Annotated in this window: 2 protein-coding genes (1 of these 2 running past the window's edge); both read left to right on the top strand. The window is 69.4% G+C overall.

Features of this window, described 5'->3' with window-relative positions:
* On the top strand, nt 1-7,183 hold the 3' portion of the coding sequence (locus CAG33_RS17835; protein ID WP_085639784.1) for a non-ribosomal peptide synthetase. Its footprint begins 5,885 nt before the window's first position; only the last 7,183 of its 13,068 coding nucleotides appear in the window; its start codon lies beyond the left edge, outside the window; it ends in the stop codon at nt 7,181-7,183.
* On the top strand, nt 7,180-21,846 hold the full coding sequence (locus tag CAG33_RS17830) for a non-ribosomal peptide synthetase (protein ID WP_085639782.1): 14,667 nt from the start codon (nt 7,180-7,182) through the stop codon (nt 21,844-21,846). The genes CAG33_RS17835 and CAG33_RS17830 overlap by 4 nt, the downstream gene beginning before the upstream one ends.

Here is a 21,846-nt window from a genome sequence, read left to right as displayed (position 1 = left end):
CGCGACCGGTGAGCTGTACATCGGTGGGGACGGCGTGGCGCTGGGTTACCTGAACCGGCCGGACCTGACCGCCGAGAAATTCCTCAAGGATCCGTTCAGCGACCGGCCCGGTGCCTTGCTCTACCGCACCGGCGACCTTGCACGCTGGATGGCGCCGGGCCAACTGGAGTGCCTGGGGCGCAACGACGATCAGGTGAAGCTGCGCGGTTTCCGCATCGAACTCGGCGAGATCGAGACCCGCCTCGCCGCCTGCGCCGGCGTCAGCGAAGCCGTGGTGCTGGTGCGTGAGGCCGAACCGGGCGACAAGCGCCTGGTGGCGTGGTTCATCGCGGGCAACAACGCTTCGGCGCCGACCGCCGCCGAACTGCACGCGGCCCTGCAAGGCCAACTGCCGGACTACATGATCCCGTCCGCCTTCGTGCGCGTGGACGCCTGGCCGCTGACCGCCAACGGCAAGCTGGACCGCAAGGCCTTGCCGGCGCCGGACCGGGAGGCGCTGATCAGCCGTGGTTTCGAAGCCCCGCAGGGCGAGGTCGAAACCGCCCTGGCGCAGATCTGGGCGAGTTTGCTCAAGGTCGAGCGCGTCGGTCGGCACGACCATTTCTTTGAGCTGGGCGGCCACTCGCTGCTGGCGGTCAGCCTGATCGAACGCATGCGCCGAATCGGCCTGAGTACCGACGTGCGCGCCCTGTTCAGCCAGCCGACCCTGGCGGCGCTGGCCGCTGCGGTGGGCAGCGGGCGCGAGATCGACGTGCCGGCCAACCGCATTCCCGAGGGCTGCACGCACATCACCCCGGACATGCTCACCCTGACCGAGCTGGATCAGGCCGCCATCGACCGCATCGTCGCCACGGTGCCGTTCGGTGCCGCCAACGTGCAGGACATCTACCCGCTGGCGCCGCTGCAAGAGGGCATCCTTTATCACCACCTCAGCGCCGAAGAGGGCGACCCGTACCTGCTGCAGTCGCGCATGGCCTTCGACAGCGTCGAGCGCCTGCATGCCTTCGCCGCGACGTTGCAGAAGGTCATCGCCCGCCACGACATCCTGCGCACCAGCGTGGTCTGGGAAGGCTTGCCGAGCCCGCAGCAAGTGGTCTGGCGCCATGCCGACCTGGCGTTGCAGCACGTGGCGCTGGCGCCTGCGGACGGCGACATCCTCGAACAGCTGCACCAACGCTTCGACGCCCGCCATCACCGCTTCGACCTGAGCCGCGCACCGCTGCTGCGCATGGTCTACGCCGAGGATCCGGCGCAGCGGCGGGTGGTGGCGATCGTGCTGTTCCATCACTTGATCCTCGACCACACCGCCATGGAGGTGGTGGGCCAGGAAATGCGCGCGTTCATGTTCGACCGCACCGACACGCTGGCCGCGCCGACGCCGTACCGCAACTATGTGGCCCAGGCCCGGTTGGGCGCGGGCCAGCAGGAACATGAGGCGTTCTTCCGCGACATGCTCGGCGACATCGACGAGCCGACGCTGCCTTTCGGTTTGCACGATGTGCAAGGTGACGGACGCGACATCGAGGACGCCCAGCAACCGCTGGACGACGGCCTGAGCCTTCGCCTGCGCGGCCAGGCGCGGCAACTGGGCGTGAGCGCCGCGAGCCTGATGCACCTGGCCTGGGCGCAGGTTGTGGGCGTGCTGGCCAACCGGCGCGACGTGGTGTTCGGCACCGTGCTGATGGGCCGGATGCAGGGCGGCGAGGGCGCCGACCGGACGCTGGGGGTGTTCATCAACACCTTGCCGTTGCGGGTCGACGTCGGCCAAGGCGTGCGCGACGGGGTCAGGGCCGTGCATGGCCGGCTCACCGCGCTGCTGGGCCATGAGCATGCCTCGCTGGCGTTGGCCCAGCGTTGCAGCGGCGTGCCGGGCTCGTCGCCGCTGTTCAGCGCGCTGCTCAACTACCGCTACAGCGCGGCCGAACACCAGGCCCGCGACGGCGAAGGGATCTGGGAGGGCGTGCAGCTGCTGGGCGGCGAAGAGCGCAGCAACTACCCGCTGACCCTCAGCGTCGATGACCAGGGCGAAGGGTTCGCCCTGACGGTGCTGGCGGCGGGCGGGATCGGCGCGCAGCGCATCTGCGCCTACATGCACACGGCGCTGGAGCGCTTGGTCGACGCGCTGGAGCAGTCGCCGGAGGTGGCGCTGAACTGTCTGCCGATCCTCTCGACCGAAGAGCAGGCTCAATTGCTGGAAGGCTTCAACCCGCCGGTGACGGCCTATCCCCGGGGCGCGACGATCCATGCCCTGGTGGAGGCCCAGGCCGAGCGCGACCCGCAGGCGCCTGCGGTCATCCAAGGCGCGGAACAACTGACTTACGCTCAGCTCAACCGCCGCGCCAACCGCCTGGCCCATCATTTGCTCGGTCTCGGCGTGCGGCCGGACGATCGCATCGCGATCTGCGTGAACCGCGGCCCGGACATGCTGGTGGGGCTGCTGGCGATCCTCAAGGCCGGCGCCGGCTATGTGCCGGTGGATCCGGCGTACCCGGCAGAGCGCATCGCTTACCTGTTGCAGGACAGCGCCCCGGTGGCGGTGCTCGCGCAGGCTGCGACCCTGCACCTGACCGGCCCACTGCCGGCGGTGAACCTGGACGCCGGCGACTGGCAGGCGCAGCCGGACAGCAACCCGCAACTGCCGACCCTGACCCCGGCGCACCTGGCCTACGTGATCTACACCTCCGGCTCCACCGGCCAGCCCAAGGGCGTGATGGTCGAGCACGCGACCCTGGAGAACCTCGTGCACTGGCACGCCGAAGCCTTCGACCTGCACGCCGGCAGCCACACCGCCAGCGTCGCCGGGTTCGGCTTCGACGCCATGGCCTGGGAAGTCTGGCCGGCGCTGTGCATGGGCGCGACCCTGCACCTGCCGCCGGCCGCGATCGGCAATGAGCACCTGGACGAACTGCTCGACTGGTGGCGGGCGCAGCCGTTGCAGGTGAGCTTCTTGCCGACGCCGGTGGCCGAGTACGCGTTCAGCCGCGAACTGCAGCACCCGACCTTGCGCACCTTGCTGATCGGCGGCGACCGCCTGCGCCAGTTCAACCGCGGACAGACCTTCGCGGTGGTCAACAACTACGGCCCGACCGAGGCCACGGTGGTCGCCACCTCCGGGCCGGTGGAGGCGGGCGGCGCGCTGCACATCGGCAAGCCGATGGCCAACGCCCGGGTCTACCTGTTGGACGAGCAGCAGCGGCCGGTGCCGGTCGGCGTGGCCGGCGAGCTGTACGTGGCCGGCGCCGGGGTAGCGCGGGGTTACCTGAACCGGGCGCCGCTGACGGCCGAACGGTTCCTCGACGACCCGTTCAGCGATGAGCCCCAGGCGCGCATGTACCGCACCGGCGACCTGGCGCGCTGGCGGCCCGACGGCAACATCGAGTACCTGGGCCGCAACGACGATCAGGTGAAGCTGCGCGGCGTGCGGGTCGAGCTGGGGGAAATCGAAGCGGCGCTGACCCGCCATCCGGCGGTGCAGGAGGCCGTGGCGCTGGTGCGCGACGGGCAACTGCTGGCGTGGTTCACCGCCCAGGCAGCGGTCGGCATCGACGAACTGCGCAGCCATCTGCACAGCCTGTTGCCGCAGGCGCTGGTGCCGGCGGCCTATGTGCGGCTCGACGCCTTGCCGCTGACCGCCAACGGCAAGCTGGGCCGCAAGGCCTTGCCCGAGCCGGGGCCGGACGCCTGGCTGAGCCGTGGCTACGAAGCGCCGCAGGGCCCGGTCGAAACCGCGCTGGCGCAGATCTGGGCGGACGTGCTGAAGGTGGAGCAGGTCGGCCGCCACGATCATTTCTTCGAACTGGGCGGGCATTCGCTGCTGGCGGTGAGCCTGATCGAGCGCATGCGCCAGATCGGCCTGAGCACCGACGTGCGCGTGCTGTTCAGCCAGCCGACCTTGGCGGCGCTGGCCGCGGCGGTGGGCAGCGGGCGCGAAGTGGCCGTGCCGCCCAACCGTATCCCGGACGGCTGCACCCGCATCACCCCGGACCTGCTGACCCTGATCGAGCTGGATCAAGACAGCATCGACCGGGTGATCGCCACGGTGCCCGGCGGTGCGGCCAACGTGCAGGACATCTACCCGCTGGCGCCGTTGCAGGAGGGGATTCTCTATCACCACCTCAGCGCCGTGGAGGGCGACCCGTACCTGCTGCAATCGCAGATGGCGTTCGACAGCCCGGCGCGGCTGGCGACCTTCGCCGCAGCGCTCGATCAAGTCATCGCTCGGCACGACATCCTGCGCACCGGCGTGGTCTGGCAGGGGTTGGCGACGCCGGTGCAGGTGGTCTGGCGCCATGCCGCGCTGTCGCTCGAAGAGGTGACGGCGGATCCGGCGCAGGGCGACGTGGCCGGGCAGTTGCAGGCGCGGTTCGATGCGCGGCAGGTGCGCCTGGACATCAGCCAGGCGCCGATCATCCGGCTGGTGCATGCGCAGGATCCGGCCAATGGCCGGATCGCCGCGATGCTGCTGTTCCATCACCTGACCATGGATCACACGGCGCTGGACGTGGTAGGCCATGAAATGCAGGCCATCATGCGGGGCGAAGACCGCGTGCCTGTGGCCTCGGTGCCTTACCGCAACTACGTGGCCCAGACCCGTCTGGGCGTCAGCGAGCAGGAGCACGAAGCGTTCTTTTGCGACATGCTCGGCGACATCGACGAACCTACGTTGCCGTTCGGCTTGCAGGATGTGCGCGGTGACGGCAATCGCATCGAAGAGGCCAGCCGGGCGCTGCCTGAAGCGCTGGCCCTGCGCCTGCGCAGCCAGGCGCGGCTCGCCGGGGTGAGCGCCGCCAGCCTGTTCCATCTGGCTTGGGCGCGGGTGCTGGGGGCAGCGTCCGGCCAGGAGCGGGTGGTGTTCGGCACCGTGCTGCTGGGCCGGATGCAGGGCGGCAGCGGCGCCGACCGGGCAATGGGCATGTTCATCAACACCTTGCCGCTGCGGGTGGACCTGGGCGAGACCGGCGTGCGGGCCGGGGTCAAGGCGACCCATGACCGGCTCACGGCCCTGCTGGGGCATGAGCACGCTTCGCTGGCGCTGGCCCAGCGTTGCAGCGGGGTGGCCGCGACGTTGCCGCTGTTCAGCGCAATGCTCAACTATCGCCATGGCGAAAGCGAAGCGCGACAACAGGCCATCCGCGAGGCCTGGCAGGGCGTCGAGGTCCTGGCCAGCGAGGAACGCACCAACTATCCGTTGAGCCTGAGTGTCGACGATCTGGGCAGCGGGTTCACGCTCACGGCGATGACACCGGCCCGCATCGGCGCCGCGAAGGTGTGCGGCTACATGCAGCAGGCGCTGACGGCGCTGGTCGACGCCTTGGAGCAGTCACCGCAGCAACCGTTGAACCGGTTGGCGGTGCTGCCGGACGAGGAGCGCCGCCAGGTGCTGTCCGGCCTCAACGCCGCCGAGATCGGCCACGACCTGGAGCGGACCGTCCACGCTCTGTTCGAGGCCCGGGCGCAACGTTCGCCGCTGGCCGTGGCGGTGCAGTGCGGCGGGCAGCGCCTGAGCTACGCCGAGCTGGACGGGCAGGCCAACCGCCTGGCCCATCACCTGCAAAACCTGGGCGTCGGGCCGGACTCGCGTGTGGCGATCTGCGTCGAGCGCGGGCCGGACATGGTGGTCGGCCTGCTGGCGATCCTCAAGGCCGGCGGTGCCTACGTGCCGCTGGATCCGGGCTACCCGGCGGACCGCTTGGCCTACATGCTCAAGGACAGCGCAGCGGTGGCCGTGCTGATGCACGGCGCCACCCGCGCCTTGCTGGAGGGCACCGGGGTGGCGCAGGTCGACCTCGAACGCTGCACCTGGCAGGCCAACCCGGACACGGCCCCGCCGGTGCCGGGCCTGAGCCCGTCGAACCTGGCCTACGTGATCTACACCTCCGGCACCACCGGGCGGCCGAAGGGCGTGATGGTCGAGCACCGCAGCCTGGTCAACCTGGTGCACTGGAGCGCCCGGCACTGCCCGCAGGCGGTGGATGGCGCCCTGTTGCAGAAGACGCCGTACAGTTTCGACGCGTCGGTGTGGGAGCTTTTCTGGCCGCTGACCGCCGGTCTGCGGTTGGTGCTGGCCGGCCCGGACGACCACCGCGACCCGGCCGAGCTCGTGCGTTTGGTCATCGAGCAGCGCATCAGCGTGATCCAGTTCGTGCCGGTGCTGCTGCAGCAGTTCATCGAACTTGAGCAGGCCGGCCAGTGCACCTGCCTCACCGATGTGTTCTGCGGCGGCGGCGAGCTGAGCGCCGCGCTGGCGCGCAAGGTGCGCGAGCGTCTGCCGCAGGTGCGTTTGCACAACGTCTACGGCCCGACCGAAACCACGGTGGATGCGACGGTGTGGACGCTGGACCCGTCCGCTCCCGCTCCGCAGCACGCGCCGCCCATCGGCCGTGCCGTGGACAACACCCTGCTGTACGTCCTGGACTCCGGGCAACAACCGGTGCCGCAAGGGGTGCCGGGCGAGCTGTGCATCGGCGGGGTGCAGGTGGCCCGGGGGTACATGAACCGACCGGAGCTGACCGGCGAGCGTTTCCTCAAGGATCCGTTCAGCGCCCGGCCGGGCGCCCGGATGTACCGCACCGGCGACATCGTCCGGTACGGGGCCGACGGCCAGCTTGAGTACCTGGGGCGCAACGACGACCAAGTGAAACTGCGCGGGCTGCGTATCGAACCGGGCGAGATCCAGGCGTGCCTGGAGCAGGTCGACGGCGTGCGCGAGGCAGCGGTGCTGATCCGCGAAGAGGCGTCCGGAGACAAGCGGCTGGTGGCCTACTGCACCGGCGAGCGGCAAGACGCCGCGAGCCTGCGCAGCCATCTGCTGGCCCGCTTGCCGGACTACATGGTGCCGACCGCGTTCGTGCACCTGGAGGCGTTGCCGCTGAGCCCCAACGGCAAGCTTGACCGCCGGGCACTGCCGGCGCCGGATGAGACCTCGGTCATCACCCGCGAATACGAAGCCCCGCAGGGGGAGACGGAAATCATCCTCGCGCGGCTGTGGGCCGAACTGCTCAAGGTGGAGCGGATCGGCCGGCACGACCATTTCTTTGAATTGGGCGGGCACTCGCTGCTGGCGGTCAGTCTGATCGGCCGGTTGCGACAAGAAGGCATGGAAGCCGACGTCAGGGCGCTGTTCGAACACCCGACCCTGGCCGGTTACGCGGCAATTACGGAAAGAATGGAGATCGTTCTGTGAACCTGATCGAACTGTTGGCGACACTCAAAGCGAAAGACATCCAATTGGCGGTCACGGACGACCAACTGCGGGTGCAAGGCAACAAGCAGGCCCTGAGCGATCCGGCGGTGCTGGCGCTGCTGCGCGAGCACAAGGCCGCGCTGATCGAGCTGATCAAGGCCGGCGGGTATGCCGCCGCCAAACACGGCCAGGTGGAGGTGCCGGCCAACGGCATCGTCCCCGGCACCACCCGCATCACCCCGGCGATGGTCACCCTGGCGGAGCTGAGCCAGGACACCCTCGACCACCTCGTCGCCGACGTACCGGGCGGCGCCGAAAACGTGCAGGACATCTACCCGCTGGCGCCGCTGCAGGAGGGCATTTTGTTTCACCACGTCAGCGGCGGCGAAGGCGATCCCTACGTGATGCAGGCGCAGTTCGCGTTCACCGACATGCAGCGTTTCCAGGCGTTCGCCCAGGCCTTGCAGACCGTGATCAACCGCCACGACATCCTGCGCACGGCCGTGGTCTGGGAAGGTTTGGACGCGCCGCTGCAAGTGGTCTGGCGCCGGGCGCACCTGCCGCTGGAAGAATTCGTGCCGCAGGACGGCGAAGCCGATGCGCTGGCGCAATTGAATGAACATTTTGACCCGCGGCATTTCCGCCTGGACGTCAGCCGGGCGCCGATGGTGCGTCTGGCGTATGCCCAAGACACCGCCGGGCAACGCATCATCGCCACGCTGCTGTTCCACCACATGGCGATGGACCACTCGGCGCTGGAGGTGGTGAGCCACGAGATGCGCGAGTGCCTGTCGGGGCAGGGCGCACGGCTGGGGCGGCCGGTGCCGTTCCGCAACTACGTGGCCCAGGCGCGGCTGGGCATCAGCGAAGCGGAACATGAGGCGTTCTTTCGCGACATGCTCGGCGACATCGACGAACCGACGCTGCCGTTCGGCTTGCAGGACGTGCAGGGTGACGGTCAAGGCATCGCCGAGCTGGGCATGCCGGTGGAGGCGGAGCTGGGGCAGCGCCTGCGCACGCAGGCGCGGCAACTCGGCGTGAGTGCGGCGAGCCTGTTCCACCTGGCCTGGGCACAGGTGCTGGCCACGCTCACCGGCAAGCCGTCGGTGGTGTTCGGCACGGTGCTGATGGGGCGCCTGCAAGGCGCCGAAGCCATTGACCGGGCCCTGGGCATCTTCATCAACACGCTGCCGGTGCGGCTGGACATCGACGGGCAGGGCGTACGCGCCGCCGTCCAGGCGACCCACGCGCGCCTCACCACCCTGATGCGCCACGAACATGCGCCGCTGGCGCTGGCCCAGCGGTGCAGCCAGGTGGCCGCGCCGACGCCGTTGTTCAGCGCATTGTTCAACTACCGCCACAGCCATGGCGCGGCGGCTGCGCACGCTCAGGCGCAGACGGCCTGGGAAGGCATCACCAACCTGCATGCCGAGGAACGCAGCAACTATCCGCTGACGCTCAGCGTCGACGATTTCGGCGACGCCTTCCGCCTGATGCTGCTGGCCTCCACGCAACTTGATCCGCAGCGGGTCTGCGGTTACATGCATAGCGCGGTGAAAGGCCTTGTCCAGGCGCTGGAGCAGACGCCGGATCTGCCCGTCCATGAACTGTCGGTGTTGCCAACGGCCGAGCGTGAGCAAGTGCTGTTCGGCTTCAACGCCACCGCCGCCGACTACCCGCAAGGCCTCACCACCCAGCAACGCTTCGAGGCCCAGGCCGCGCAACGGCCCGACGCCGTGGCCGCCGCATTCCTCGGCGAACAGCTGACCTACGCCGACCTCAACCGTCGGGCCAACGCCCTGGCCCGGCACCTGACCGGGCTGGGCGTGCGCCCCGACGACCGCGTGGCCATCGTCGCCCGCCGTGGCCTCGACACCTTGGTCGGCCTGGTGGCGATCCTCAAGGCCGGCGCCGGCTACGTGCCGGTGGATCCGGCGCACCCGGCCGAGCGCCTGGAGTACCTGCTCAGCGACAGCGCCCCGGTGGCGGTGCTGACCCAAAGCGGTTTGCGCGAGCGGTTGCCGGCGCTGGCGGTGCCGGTGCTCGACCTCGACCTCCAACAATGGCCGGCGGACGACACCGGCAACCCGCAGATCCCGGGCCTCACCCCCGGGCACCTGGCCTACGTGATCTACACCTCCGGCTCCACCGGCCTGCCGAAAGGCGTGATGGTCGAGCACCAGACCCTGGGCAACCTGATCGACTGGCACTGCGCGGCGTTCGACCTGTGCGCCGGGCGCCACACTTCGAGTCTGGCCGGCTTCGGCTTCGACGCCATGGCCTGGGAGGTCTGGCCGGCGCTGTGCGCGGGCGCGACCCTGCACCTGGCGCCGGTCCACGACGGCACCGAGGACATCGACGCGCTGCTCGGCTGGTGGCGCGAGCAGCCGCTGGACGTCAGCTTCCTGCCGACCCCGGTGGCCGAGTACGCCTTCGGCCAGAACCTGGAACACCCGACCCTGCGCACGCTGCTGATCGGCGGCGACCGCCTGCGCCAGTTCGGCCGCAGCCAGACCTTCGACGTCATCAACAACTACGGCCCGACCGAGGCCACGGTGGTCGCGACTTCGGGCCTGATCGAGGCGGGGCAGACCCTGCACATCGGCCGCCCGGTGGCCAACGCCACGGTGTACCTGCTCGACGAACAGCAGCGTCCGGTGCCGATCGGCGTGGCCGGCGAGCTGTACGTCGGCGGCGCCGGCGTCGCCCGGGGCTACCTGAACCGGCCGGAGCTGACCGAAGAACGCTTCCTGCAAGACCCGTTCAACCCCGGCCGCATGTACCGCACCGGCGACCTGGCGCGCTGGCGCGAGGACGGCTCCATCGAGTACCTGGGGCGCAACGACGACCAGGTGAAGATCCGCGGCGTGCGCATCGAGTTGGGCGAGATCGAGAACTGCCTCAACCACCTGCCGGGGATCCAGGAGGCGGTGCTGCTAGCCCGGGAGGATGAGCCTGGCCAGGTGCGGCTGGTGGCGTACTTCACCGCCCAGTCCGGGGTCGAGCCGCTGGAGGTCGGCGAACTGCGCACGCACCTGCTGAGCCAACTGCCGGAATACATGGTGCCGTCGGCGTTCGTCCGGCTCGACGCCTTGCCGCTGACCGCCAACGGCAAGCTCGACCGCAAGGCCTTGCCGAAACCCGAGCGCAGCGCGCTGTTCACCCGCGAGTACGAGGCGCCCCAGGGCGAGTTGGAGACTGCCCTCGCACAGGTCTGGGCCGAGGTATTGCAGGTCGAACGGGTAGGACGCCACGACCACTTCTTCGAACTGGGCGGCCACTCGCTGCTGGCGATGCGCATGGTGTCCCAGGTGCGCCAGCGCCTGGGCGTGGAACTGGCGTTGGGCGACCTGTTCGCCAACGCTGAACTGGCCGCCGTGGCCGAGGTGCTGTCCCGTTCGGGCCGCAGCACGCTGCCGGACATCGTGCCGGCGCCGCGCGACCAGGCGCTGCCGCTGTCGTTCGCCCAGCAGCGGTTGTGGTTCCTGTCGCAGATGGAGGGGGCCAACACGGCGTACAACATCCCGATCGCCCTGCGCCTGCGCGGAACCCTCGACAGGGACGCGCTGCAACGTGCGCTGTCTCGGATCGTGGCCCGCCATGAAACCCTGCGCAGCCGCTTCACAGCGGTGAACGACGAAGCGCAGGTGCTGATCGCCCCGGACAGCGAAGGTCTGACGCTGCCGACCGTGGATTTGCGCAACGCTGCGCCAGAGGCCTTGCAGGCGCTGATCGGCCGGGAAGCCTCGGCACCGTTCGATCTGCAGGCCGGCCCGTTGATTCGCGGGCAGTTTGTGCAGTTGGCGGATGACCATCATGTGCTGCTGGTGACCGTGCACCACATCGTCGCCGACGGATGGTCCATGGGCGTGCTGACCCGCGAGCTGACGGCGCTGTACCAGGCCTTCAGCCATGGCGAGCCCGATCCGTTGCCGCCGCTGGCCTTGCAGTACACCGATTACGCCGTGTGGCAGCGCCGCTGGCTCAGCGGCGAAGTGCTGCAACGCCAGAGCGACTACTGGCAGCAGGCATTGGCCGGTGCGCCGACGCTGCTTTCGCTGCCCACCGACCGTCCGCGCCCGGCCCGTCAGGCGTATGCCGGCGGCAGCGTCGAGGTGATCCTCGACGCGCCCCTGAGCGCCGGGCTCAAGGCCCTGAGCCAACGCCACGGCGTGACCCTGTACATGGTGATGATGAGCGCCTGGGCGATGCTGCTCGGTCGCCTGTCCGGCCAAACGGACGTGGTGATCGGCTCGCCGGTGGCCAACCGCAGCCGGGCCGAGATCGAAGGCCTGATCGGCATGTTCGTCAACACCCTGGCGCTGCGCATCGACACCTCGGGCGAGCTGAGCACCGAAGCGCTGCTGGCCCAGGTCAAGGCGCGCACGCTGGAGGCCCAGGCCCACCAGGACCTGCCGTTCGAGCAAGTGGTGGACATCGTCAAGCCGGAGCGCAGCCTGGCCCACAGCCCGCTGTTCCAGACCCTGCTTGGCTGGGACAGCAGCGTGGCGCCGGACCTGGCCTTGGGCGAGTTGACGCTGGAAGGCCTGGCCGGTCAGAACCCGGTCGCCAAGTTCGACCTGTCGCTGACCCTGGGCGAGGCCCGGGGCGCGATCGGCGGTTCGCTCGAATACGCCACGGCGCTGTTCGACGAAGCGACCGTGCAGCGTTTTGTCGGCTACTTCCGGCAACTGTTGCGGGCCATGGTCGGCAACGACCAGGCGATCCTTGAGCGGGTGGAGATCCTGTCTGAGGACGAACGACGGACACTGCTGCTCGACTTCAACGCCACCGCGTCGTTGGTCGCGGCGGACGGGACCGTTCATGGTCGGTTCGAGGCCCAGGCATTGCGCACACCGCTTGCGGTGGCCGTGCAGAGCGGCGATCAAGCGCTGAACTACACCGACCTGAACCGCCAGGCCAACCGACTGGCCCGGCACCTGCGCGGGTTGGGCGTGGGCCCGGATGCGCGGGTGGGGATCTGCGTCGAGCGCAGCCCCGAGCTGCTGGTCGGCCTGCTGGCCATCCTCAAGGCCGGCGGCGCCTACGTGCCGCTGGATCCGGCGTACCCGGCGGAGCGTCTGGCCTACATGCTGGCGGACAGCGCGCCGGTGGCGGTGCTGGTGCACGGCGCGACCCGCAGTGTGCTCGGCGAATCCGCCGCCCAGGTGGTTGATCTGGACAAGGCCGTCTGGGCATCGCAACCGGACGACAACCTGCCGGCCGAAGGGCTGACCCCGCAACACCTGGCCTACGTGATCTACACCTCCGGCACCACCGGCACGCCGAAAGGCGTGATGGTCGAGCACCGCAGCCTGAACAACCTGCTGCACTGGAGCGCGCAGCTGTGTCCGCAGGGCGAAGGCCATGCGCTGCTGCAGAAGACCCCGTTCAGTTTCGACGCCTCGGTCTGGGAGCTGTTCTGGCCGCTGACCGCCGGGATGCGCCTGGTGCTCGCCAGCCCCGAGGGGCACCGCGATCCGGCGTACCTGGTGCAGGTGATCCGTGAGCGACAGGTCGGCGTGGTGCAGTTCGTGCCGGCGCTGCTGCAGCAGTTCCTCGACGTGGAGCAGGTCGGCCAGTGCGCCAGCCTCACCGACATCGTCTGCGGGGGCGGCGAGCTGACCGAAGCGCTGGTGCGCAGCGTGCGCGAGCGCTTGCCGCAGGTGCGGCTGCACAACGTCTACGGCCCGACCGAGGCCACGGTGGACAGCACGGTGTGGACGCTGGAGCCCGGCGCCGCGCTGCCGGAAGGCGCGCCGCCGATCGGCAAACCGGTCAGCAACACCCGCGTGTACCTTCTCGATGGCCACGGCCGACCGGTGCCGCGCGGTGCGGTCGGCGAGCTGTGCATCGGCGGCGTGCAAGTCGCTCGGGGCTACTTCAACCGTGCGGACCTGACGGCGGAACGTTTCCTCAAGGATCCGTTCAGTGAGCAGGCCGACGCACGGATCTACCGCTCCGGCGACCTGGCCCGTCACCGGGCCGACGGCAACATCGAGTACCTGGGGCGCAACGACGACCAAGTGAAGATCCGCGGCCTGCGCATCGAGCTAGGCGAAATCCAGGCTTGCCTGCTGCAAGCCGAAGGCGTGCGCGAGGCGTTGGTGCTGGCCCGCGAAGATGCGCCGGGTGATGTGCGGCTGGTCGCGTACTACACCGTCGGCGAACACGCGCCTGCCATCGAGAGCCTGCATGCGCATCTGCACGCCCGCCTGCCGGCCTACATGGTGCCGTCGGCGTGGGTGCGGCTCGACGCCTGGCCGCTGAGCCCCAACGGCAAGGTCGACCGCAGCGCGTTGCCGGCGCCGGATCAGGCTTCGGTGATCGTGCGCGAGTACGAAGCCCCGGTCGGCGAGACGGAAATCACCCTCGCGCGGTTGTGGTGCGAACTGCTCAACGTCGAGCGGGTGGGGCGCCACGACCACTTCTTCGAACTGGGCGGCCACTCGCTGCTGGCGGTCAACCTGGCGGCGCGCATGCGCCGTGCCGGGCTGGCGGTGGACGTGCATGCGCTGTTCAGCCAGCCGACCCTCGCCGCACTGGCCGCCGCCGTGAGCAGCGCGCCGGAGGTCGAGGTGCCGGCCAACCGCATCACGCCGGACTGCCGGCGGATCACCCCTGAGCTGCTGCCGCTGGTTGCGCTCGATCAGGCCGCCATCGACCGCATCATCGCCAGCATTCCGGGCGGTGCGGCCAACGTGCAGGACATCTACCCGCTGGCGCCGCTGCAGGCCGGGATCCTGTTCCATCACCTGTCGGCCACCCAGGGCGATCCGTACGTGCTGCAGGCGCAGTTCGCGTTTGCCGACGAACAACGCCTGAACACCTTCGTCGAGACGTTGCAACGGGTGATCGAGCGTCACGACATCCTGCGCACGTCGCTGTTCCACGAAGGGCTGGACGAGCCGGTGCAAGTGGTCTGGCGCCGGGCACCGTTGGTGTGCGAAGCGCTGGACATCGGCGGCGGTGACGCACTGGCGCAGCTGCGCGCGCGGTTCGATGTCGGGCACTACCGCATGGCCGTCGATCAGGCGCCGCTGATGCGGGTGGTGCATGCCTGGGACGCGGACAACCGGCGCGTGGTGGCGTTGCTGCTGTTCCATCACCTGGTGATGGACCACGTGGCGCTGCAAGTGCTGCAGCACGAGATGAACGCCGTGCTGCTCGACCGGGTGGAGCAACTGCCGGCACCGGTGCCGTACCGCAACCACGTGGCCCAGACCCGTCTGGGGTTGGGCGAGCAGGAGCACTTGGCGTTCTTCAGCGAGATGCTCGGCGATGTCGACGAGCCGACCGTGCCGTTCGGCCAGGGCACGGCAGACGACCTCTGCACCGGCCATTCGCAACAGTCGCTGGATCGTGGCCTCAGCCTCCGGGTCAGAACCCAGGCCAGGCAACTGGGCGTCAGCGCCGCGAGCCTGATGCACCTGGCGTGGGCCCAGGTGCTGGGGCAACTGTCGGGCCGCGACGACGTGGTGTTCGGCACGGTCCTGCTGGGGCGGCTGAACGGCGGCGAAGGCGTCGAGCGGGCGCTGGGGGTGTTCATCAACACGCTGCCGCTGCGGGTCGAGATGACCGGGCAGACGGTGAAGGACGGGGTATTGGCCGTCCATGAGCGGCTCAACCGTCTGTTGCGCCACGAACAAGCGTCATTGGCGCTGGCGCAGCGGTGCAGCGGCATCGCTTCCGGCGCGCCGCTGTTCAATGCGTTGCTCAATTACCGCCACAGCGGTGCGGCGGCCGCGCCGTCCGCCGAGACCGGTGCCGCGTGGGAGGGCATGCAACTGCTCAATGCCGAGGAGCACAGCAGCTACCGCCTGAGCCTGAGCGTCGATGACCTGGGCGAGGACTTCAGCCTCACGGCCCTGACGGCCGCCGGGATCGAAGCCGAGCGGATCTGCCGGTACATGCTCCAGGCGGTGGGCAACCTGGTGCAGGCGCTGGAACAGACGCCGCAACTGCAGCTCGACCGGCTCTCGATCCTGCCGGACACCGAGCGCACGCGCTTGCTGTCGGAATTCAACGCCACGTTCCGCAAATACCCGGCGGCCCTGACCGTGCATCGTCTGTTCGAGTGGCAGGCCGAGGAACACCCGCACGCCGTGGCGGCGGTGCATGGCGCGGCCTCGGTGACCTACGCCGAGCTGAACCGATGGGCCAACCGTCTGGCCCATCACCTGATCGAGCACGGCGTGGAGCCGGGCGACAACGTGGCGATCCTGCTGCCGCGTTCGCTCGACCTGCTGGCGGCGCAACTGGCGATCAGCAAATGCGCGGCGGCCTACGTGCCGCTGGACATCAACGCCCCGGCCGAGCGCCAGGCGTTCATGGTGCAGGACTGCGAAGCGATGCTGCTGTTGACCTTCAGCGGCGAAGAGGCCGACCACCCGGTGCTCCGCATCGACCTGGACACCCTGGCGCTGGACGGGCAACCGACGCACGACCCGAACCTGCCGCAGTCGTCCGAATCGCTGGCGTACATCATGTACACCTCCGGCTCCACCGGCGCGCCGAAAGGCGTGATGGTGCCGCACCGGGCCATCGGCCGGTTGGCGATCAACAACGGCTACGCCGACTTCAACCCGCAGGACCGGGTGGCGTTCGCCTCCAACCCGGCGTTCGACGCCAGCACCATGGACGTCTGGGGCCCGCTGCTCAACGGCGGCCGGGTGGTGGTGATCGACCACCGCACGCTGCTCGATCCGGCGCTGTTCGGCCGTGAGCTGGCCGAAAGCGGGGTGACGGTGCTGTTCGTCACCACCGCGCTGTTCAACCAGTACGTGCAGCTGATTCCGCAGGCGCTCAAAGGCCTGCGCATCCTGCTGTGCGGCGGCGAGCGCGGCGACCCGGCGGCGTTCCGCCGTCTGCGGGCCGAGGCGCCGGACCTGCGCATCGTGCATTGCTACGGACCGACCGAAACCACCACCTACGCGACGACCTTCGAGGTGCAGGAGGTGGCGACCGACGCCGAGAGCGTGTCCATCGGCGGGCCGATCTCCAACACCCAGGTGTACGTCCTCGATGCGCGGCAGCAGCCGGTGCCTTTCGGCGTGACCGGCGAGCTGTACATCGGCGGGCAGGGCGTGGCGATGGGGTACCTGAACCGGCCCGACCTGACGGCCGAGAAGTTCCTCAAGGATCCGTTCTGCGACCACCCGGGCGCCTTGCTCTACCGCACCGGCGACCTGGCGCGCTGGATCGCGCCGGGTCAACTGGAGTGCCTGGGGCGCAACGACGATCAAGTGAAGGTGCGCGGCTTCCGCATTGAATTGGGGGAAATCGAAAACCGCCTGCTCGGTTGCGCCGGGCTCAAGGAAGCGGTGGTGCTGGCCCGTCGTGACGGCCAGGAGCCGCTGCGCCTGGTGGCGTACTACTCGGCCGATGACGCGTCCGTGGACAGCGCCGGCCTGCGCGCGCAGTTGCAGGCGCGGCTGCCGGACTACATGGTGCCGTCGGCCTGGGTGCGGCTCGACGCCTTGCCGCTGAACAACAACGGCAAGGTCGACCGTAAGGCCTTGCCGGCCCCCGAACAGGACGCGCTGCTGACCCGCGCCTACGAGGCGCCGGCCACGGCGCTGGAGCAGACCCTGGCGCAGGTGTGGGCCGAGGTGCTGCAAGTGGAGCGGGTGGGGCGCCACGACCACTTCTTCGAACTGGGCGGGCATTCGCTGCTGGCGATGCGCATGGTGTCCCAGGTGCGTCAGCGCCTGGGCGTGGAACTGGCGTTGAGCGACCTGTTCGCCAACGCCGAACTGGCCGCCGTGGCCGAGGTGCTGTCCCGTTCGGGCCGCAGCACGCTGCCGGACATCGTGCCGGCGCCTCGCGACCAGGCGCTGCCGCTGTCGTTCGCCCAGCAGCGGCTGTGGTTCCTGGCGCAGATGGAAGGGGGCAACACCGCCTACAACGTTCCGTTTGCCCTGCGCCTGCGCGGGCGTTTCGACGAAGACGCGCTGCAGCGCTCATTGGCGCGGATCGTCGCCCGCCACGAGACCTTGCGCAGCCGCTTCGCGGCCGTCAACGACGGGCCTCAAGTGCTGATCATGCCGGACGACAGCGGCCTGTTGCTGCAGGTCGAGCGGCCTGAACACGTTCTGCAGGTGCGGATCGAGAGAGAGGCGCGCGAGCCGTTCAACCTGCAGGACGATCCGCTGATCCGCGGACGGTTGCTGCGCATGGCGGACGACCATCATGTGCTGCTGTTGACGATGCACCACATCATCTCCGACGGCTGGTCCATGGGGGTGCTGACCCGCGAGCTGACGGCGCTGTACCAGGCCTTCAGCCGCGGCGAGGCCGACCCGTTGCCGCCGTTGGCGCTGCAATACAGCGACTACGCGGTGTGGCAACGGCGCTGGCTCAGCGGCGAGGTGCTGCAGCGCCAGAGCGACTACTGGCAGCAAGCCCTGGCTGGTGCGCCGACCCTGCTGACCCTGCCCACCGACCGGCCGCGCCCGGCCCGTCAGGACCATGCCGGCGGCAGTGTGGAGGTCTGGTTCGACGCCGGCTTGAGCGCCGGGCTCAAGGCACTGTGCCAGCGCCACGGCGTGACCCCGTACATGGTGATGATGGGCACCTGGGCGGTGCTGATGACCCGGCTCTCGGGCCAGTCCGAGGTGGTGGTGGGCTCACCGGTGGCCAACCGCATCCGGGCCGAGATCGAAGGCTTGATCGGCATGTTCGTCAACACCCTGGCGCTGCGCATCGACACCTCCGGGGGCCTGAGCGGCGCTGCGCTGCTGGCGCGGGTCAAGGCGTGCACGCTGGAGGCCCAGGCCCACCAGGATTTGCCGTTCGAGCAAGTGGTGGAGGTCAGCCGGCCGGTGCGCAGTCTGTCGCACAGCCCGCTGTTCCAGACCTTGCTGGGCTGGGACAGCAGCATGGCGCCGGTCTTGGCGTTGGGCGAGCTGACCCTCGAAGGCATTGCCGAGCCGAGCCGCTTCGTGAAGTTCGACCTGTCGATGCGGCTGGGCGAGACGCCGGACGGCGTCCGCGGTGCGTTGACCTACGCCACGGCGCTGTTCGACGAAGCGACGGTGCAACGCTTTGTCGGCTACTTCAAGCGTCTGTTGCAGGCCATGGTCGAGGATGACCAGGCCGTGCTGGATCGGGTGGACCTGTTGGGGCCGCAGGAACGGCAACGCGTACTCGGCGAGTTCAACGCCACCGAAACCGCTTATGACCTGGAGCAAACCGTGCATGAGCTGTTCCAGGCGCAAGTGTCGCGCACGCCAGATGCGGTGGCAGTCGCGGCGGGGCCGCAGCGCCTGACCTACCGCGAGCTCAATGCCCAGGCCAACCGCCTCGCCCATCACCTGCGCAGCCAAGGCGTGCAGCCGGATGCGCGGGTGGCGATCTGCGTCGAGCGCGGGCTGGACCTGGTGGTGGGCTTGCTGGCCATCCTCAAGGCCGGCGGCGCCTATGTGCCGCTGGATCCGGGGTACCCGGCGGACCGGCTGGCCTACATGCTCAAGGACAGCGCGCCGGTGGCGGTGCTGGTGCACCCGGCCACTCGGCCGCTGTTCGACGGGGCCGACAGCCTGTTGATCGACTTCGACCGCTGCACTTGGCAGGATGCCCCGGCCCATGACGTTCCGGTGCCGGGCCTGAGTGCCGGCCACCTGGCCTACATGATCTACACCTCAGGCTCCACCGGTACGCCGAAGGGCGTCATGCTGCAACACCGAGGCCTGTGCAACCTGGTGCACTGGGGCTCGCAGATCTGCCCGCCGACGGCGTCCGCCGCGCTGCTGCAAAAGGCACCGTTCAGTTTCGACGGGTCGGTGTGGGAGTTCTTCTGGCCCCTCACCAGCGGCGTGCGGCTGGAGCTCGCGCGGCCCGACGGCCACCGGGATCCGGCCTATCTGGCGCGGGTGATCCGTGAGCGGCAGATCACCGTGGTCAAGTTCGTGCCGGCGTTGCTGGAGCAGTTCCTCGAACTGGAGGAGGCCGGCCAGTGCACCAGCCTCACCGACGTGTTCTGCGGCGGCGGGGAACTCTCCGCCGCGCTGGCCCGTGCGGTGCGCCGGCGCCTGCCGTGGGTGCGCTTGCACAACGTCTACGGGCCGACCGAGGCGACGGTCGACAGCACGGCCTGGACGCTGGAGCCGGACCGGCCGGTGCCGGAGTCCGAGCTGCCGATCGGCAAGGCCATCTGCAACACCCGCCTGTATGTCCTCGATGCCAATGACTTGCCGGTGCCCTTGGGTGTCAGCGGTCAACTGCACATCGGCGGCGTGGGGGTCGCGCGAGGCTACATGAACCTGCCGCAGCTGCAGGCCGAGCGGTTCATCGACAGCCCGTTCGTGGCCGGCGACCGCCTGTACCGCACGGGGGACCTGGTGCGCTACCGCACCGACGGCAACCTGGAGTTCCTGGGGCGCAACGACTTCCAGGTCAAGCTGCACGGCCTGCGCCTTGAACTGGGCGAAATCGAAGCGCGGCTGATCGAGCACCCCGCGCTGCGGACGGCAGTGGTGCTGATGCGCGACGAGCGGCTGGTGGCCTATTTCACCCTGCGCACCGGCAGCGAAATGCCGACCGCGGAGGCGCTGCGGGCGCACATCACGCAGCGGCTGCCGGAGTACATGGCACCGGGGGCCTTCGTGCCGCTGGACGCCTTGCCGCTGTCGCCCAACGGCAAGGTCGACCGCCAGGCCCTGCCGGCGCCGGATGCCGAAGTGCTGCGCGACCGTCCTTACGTCGCGCCGCAAGGCGAGACCGAACAGGCGGTAGCGCAGATCTGGGCCGAGCTGCTCGACATCGGCCGGGTCGGCCGCCACGACAGCTTCTTCGAACTGGGCGGGCATTCGCTGCTGGCGATCCGTTTGATCAATCAGATGAAACAAGCCGGCCTTGCGGTGACGCTGGCCGAGCTGTTCCAGTCCCCGACCGTGGAAGGGGTGTGCACGCGGCTTGCCGGGCGCCAGGAGGGCGAGCAACAGCCTGACGGCCTGATCGTGGTGCGTCCCGGCGACCAGGGCACGCCGCTGTTCCTGGTGCACGAGTTCAGCGGCCGGGAGATGTACTTCCCGGCGCTGGCCCTGCACATCGGCGGCGACTTCCCGGTCTACGGCCTGCCCGGCGTCACCCTCGGCCAACCGCAGCTGCGTACAGTGGAATGCATGGCGGCGAGGATGATCGGCATCATGCGTTCGGTTCAGCCCCATGGGCCGTACCGCTTGGCCGGTTGGTCGTTCGGCGGGCTGCTGTCGTACGAAATCGCCCAGCAACTGATCGGCATGGACGAGCCGGTGGCCTTCGTCGGCCTGATCGACACCTACGCGCCGCACCCCGCCCACCAGGACAAGTCGCGCTGGACCGGCGAACACCTGGACAGGCACCAGTTGCTGCAACACTGCCGGGCCTATTCCCTGGACCGTGGCGAGGAGGGCGAAGCGGCGCTCGCGCAAGTGGCGTTGCTGGAGGCCGAGATCGAACGGCTCGACTTCAATGAGCTGTTCGCGCGTTGCCGCGATCAGCAGTTGTCGGACCCTGAACTTTCGGCGGCCGGGGTCACCGACGCCTGGCACTACTTCGACCGTGAGGCGGCCCATGGGCAGGCGCTGGAGCACTACCGGGTGAGCCCGGCCAGCCAGGCCGTGCACCTGTTCCGGGCGCAGGACTTGATGCCCGGGCAGGAACAGCCCGACCCGCTGCGCGGTTGGGGCGGGCATGTGCCGCAAGACCTGCTGCGCTGCATCGACGTGCCCGGCGATCACCGCACTCTGATGAAACCGCCCCTTGTCCAGGCGATGGGGCATGCCCTCACTCAGGCGCTGGAGGCGGCGGCCGCGCCGGAACCGGCCAGCTACCAGCCGTTGCTCACCATCCAGAGCGGCCACCCCGGCCATGCGCCGATCTTCTGCGTGCCGGGGGCGGGGGACAACGTCATCGGTTTCGTCCACCTCACCGAGGCGCTGGGGCCGGAGTGGCCGATCTTCGGCTTGCAGCCCCGTGGCCTCGACGGCGTGACGGTGCCGCACAGCCGGGTCGAGGCGGCCGCCGCGTTCTATGTGCAGGCCCTCGGGCAGCTCTACCCACAGGGGCCGGTACACCTGATCGGCCACTCGTTCGGCGGCTGGGTGGCGTACGCCATGGCGGCGCTGTTGCAAGCCCAGGGCCGCGAGGTGGCGTCCCTGAGCCTGATCGACAGCGAGTCCCCCGGCGGCAACGGCGTGGCGGGCAAACCGTACACCGCCACGGCGGCGTTGCAGCGGCTGGTCGAGTCGCTGCAGTTGGCCAGCGGCAAGTCCCTGGGCATCGACCCGCCGGCCTTCGCCGAGGCCGACGGGGACACCCAGATGCGCCTGTTGCATAGGGGCATGGTGCGCGCGGGAATTCTTTCCGAGCGTTCCTCGCCCCAGGCCATGGACGGCCCGGTGCGCACCTTCGCCACGGCGCTGCGCACGGTCTACCGACCGGCGCTGGCCTACACCGGGCCGGTGCGGCTGGCGCTGGTGGACGACCCGACCCTGGACGCGGCGGGCAACCAGCGCGAGCAGGCGGCGATGGTCGAGGGCTGGCGGCGGCAGGCCACGGACCTGGCGGTGTGGTACGGGCCGGGCAACCACTTCACGATCCTCAAGGCGCCCAACGTCTTCAGTCTCGCGGCGTGGTGGCATGACGGGCTGACCGTGCCGGCGGGGCAGGTGCTGTCCTGA

Origin of the sequence: Pseudomonas sp. B3(2017) (genome assembly GCF_002113595.1) — a bacterium.
In the GTDB taxonomy this organism is placed as follows: domain Bacteria; phylum Pseudomonadota; class Gammaproteobacteria; order Pseudomonadales; family Pseudomonadaceae; genus Aquipseudomonas; species Aquipseudomonas ekonensis.
The sequence above is the reverse complement of the archived record's forward strand: the minus strand, read 5'-3'. Positions and strand labels throughout refer to the sequence as shown.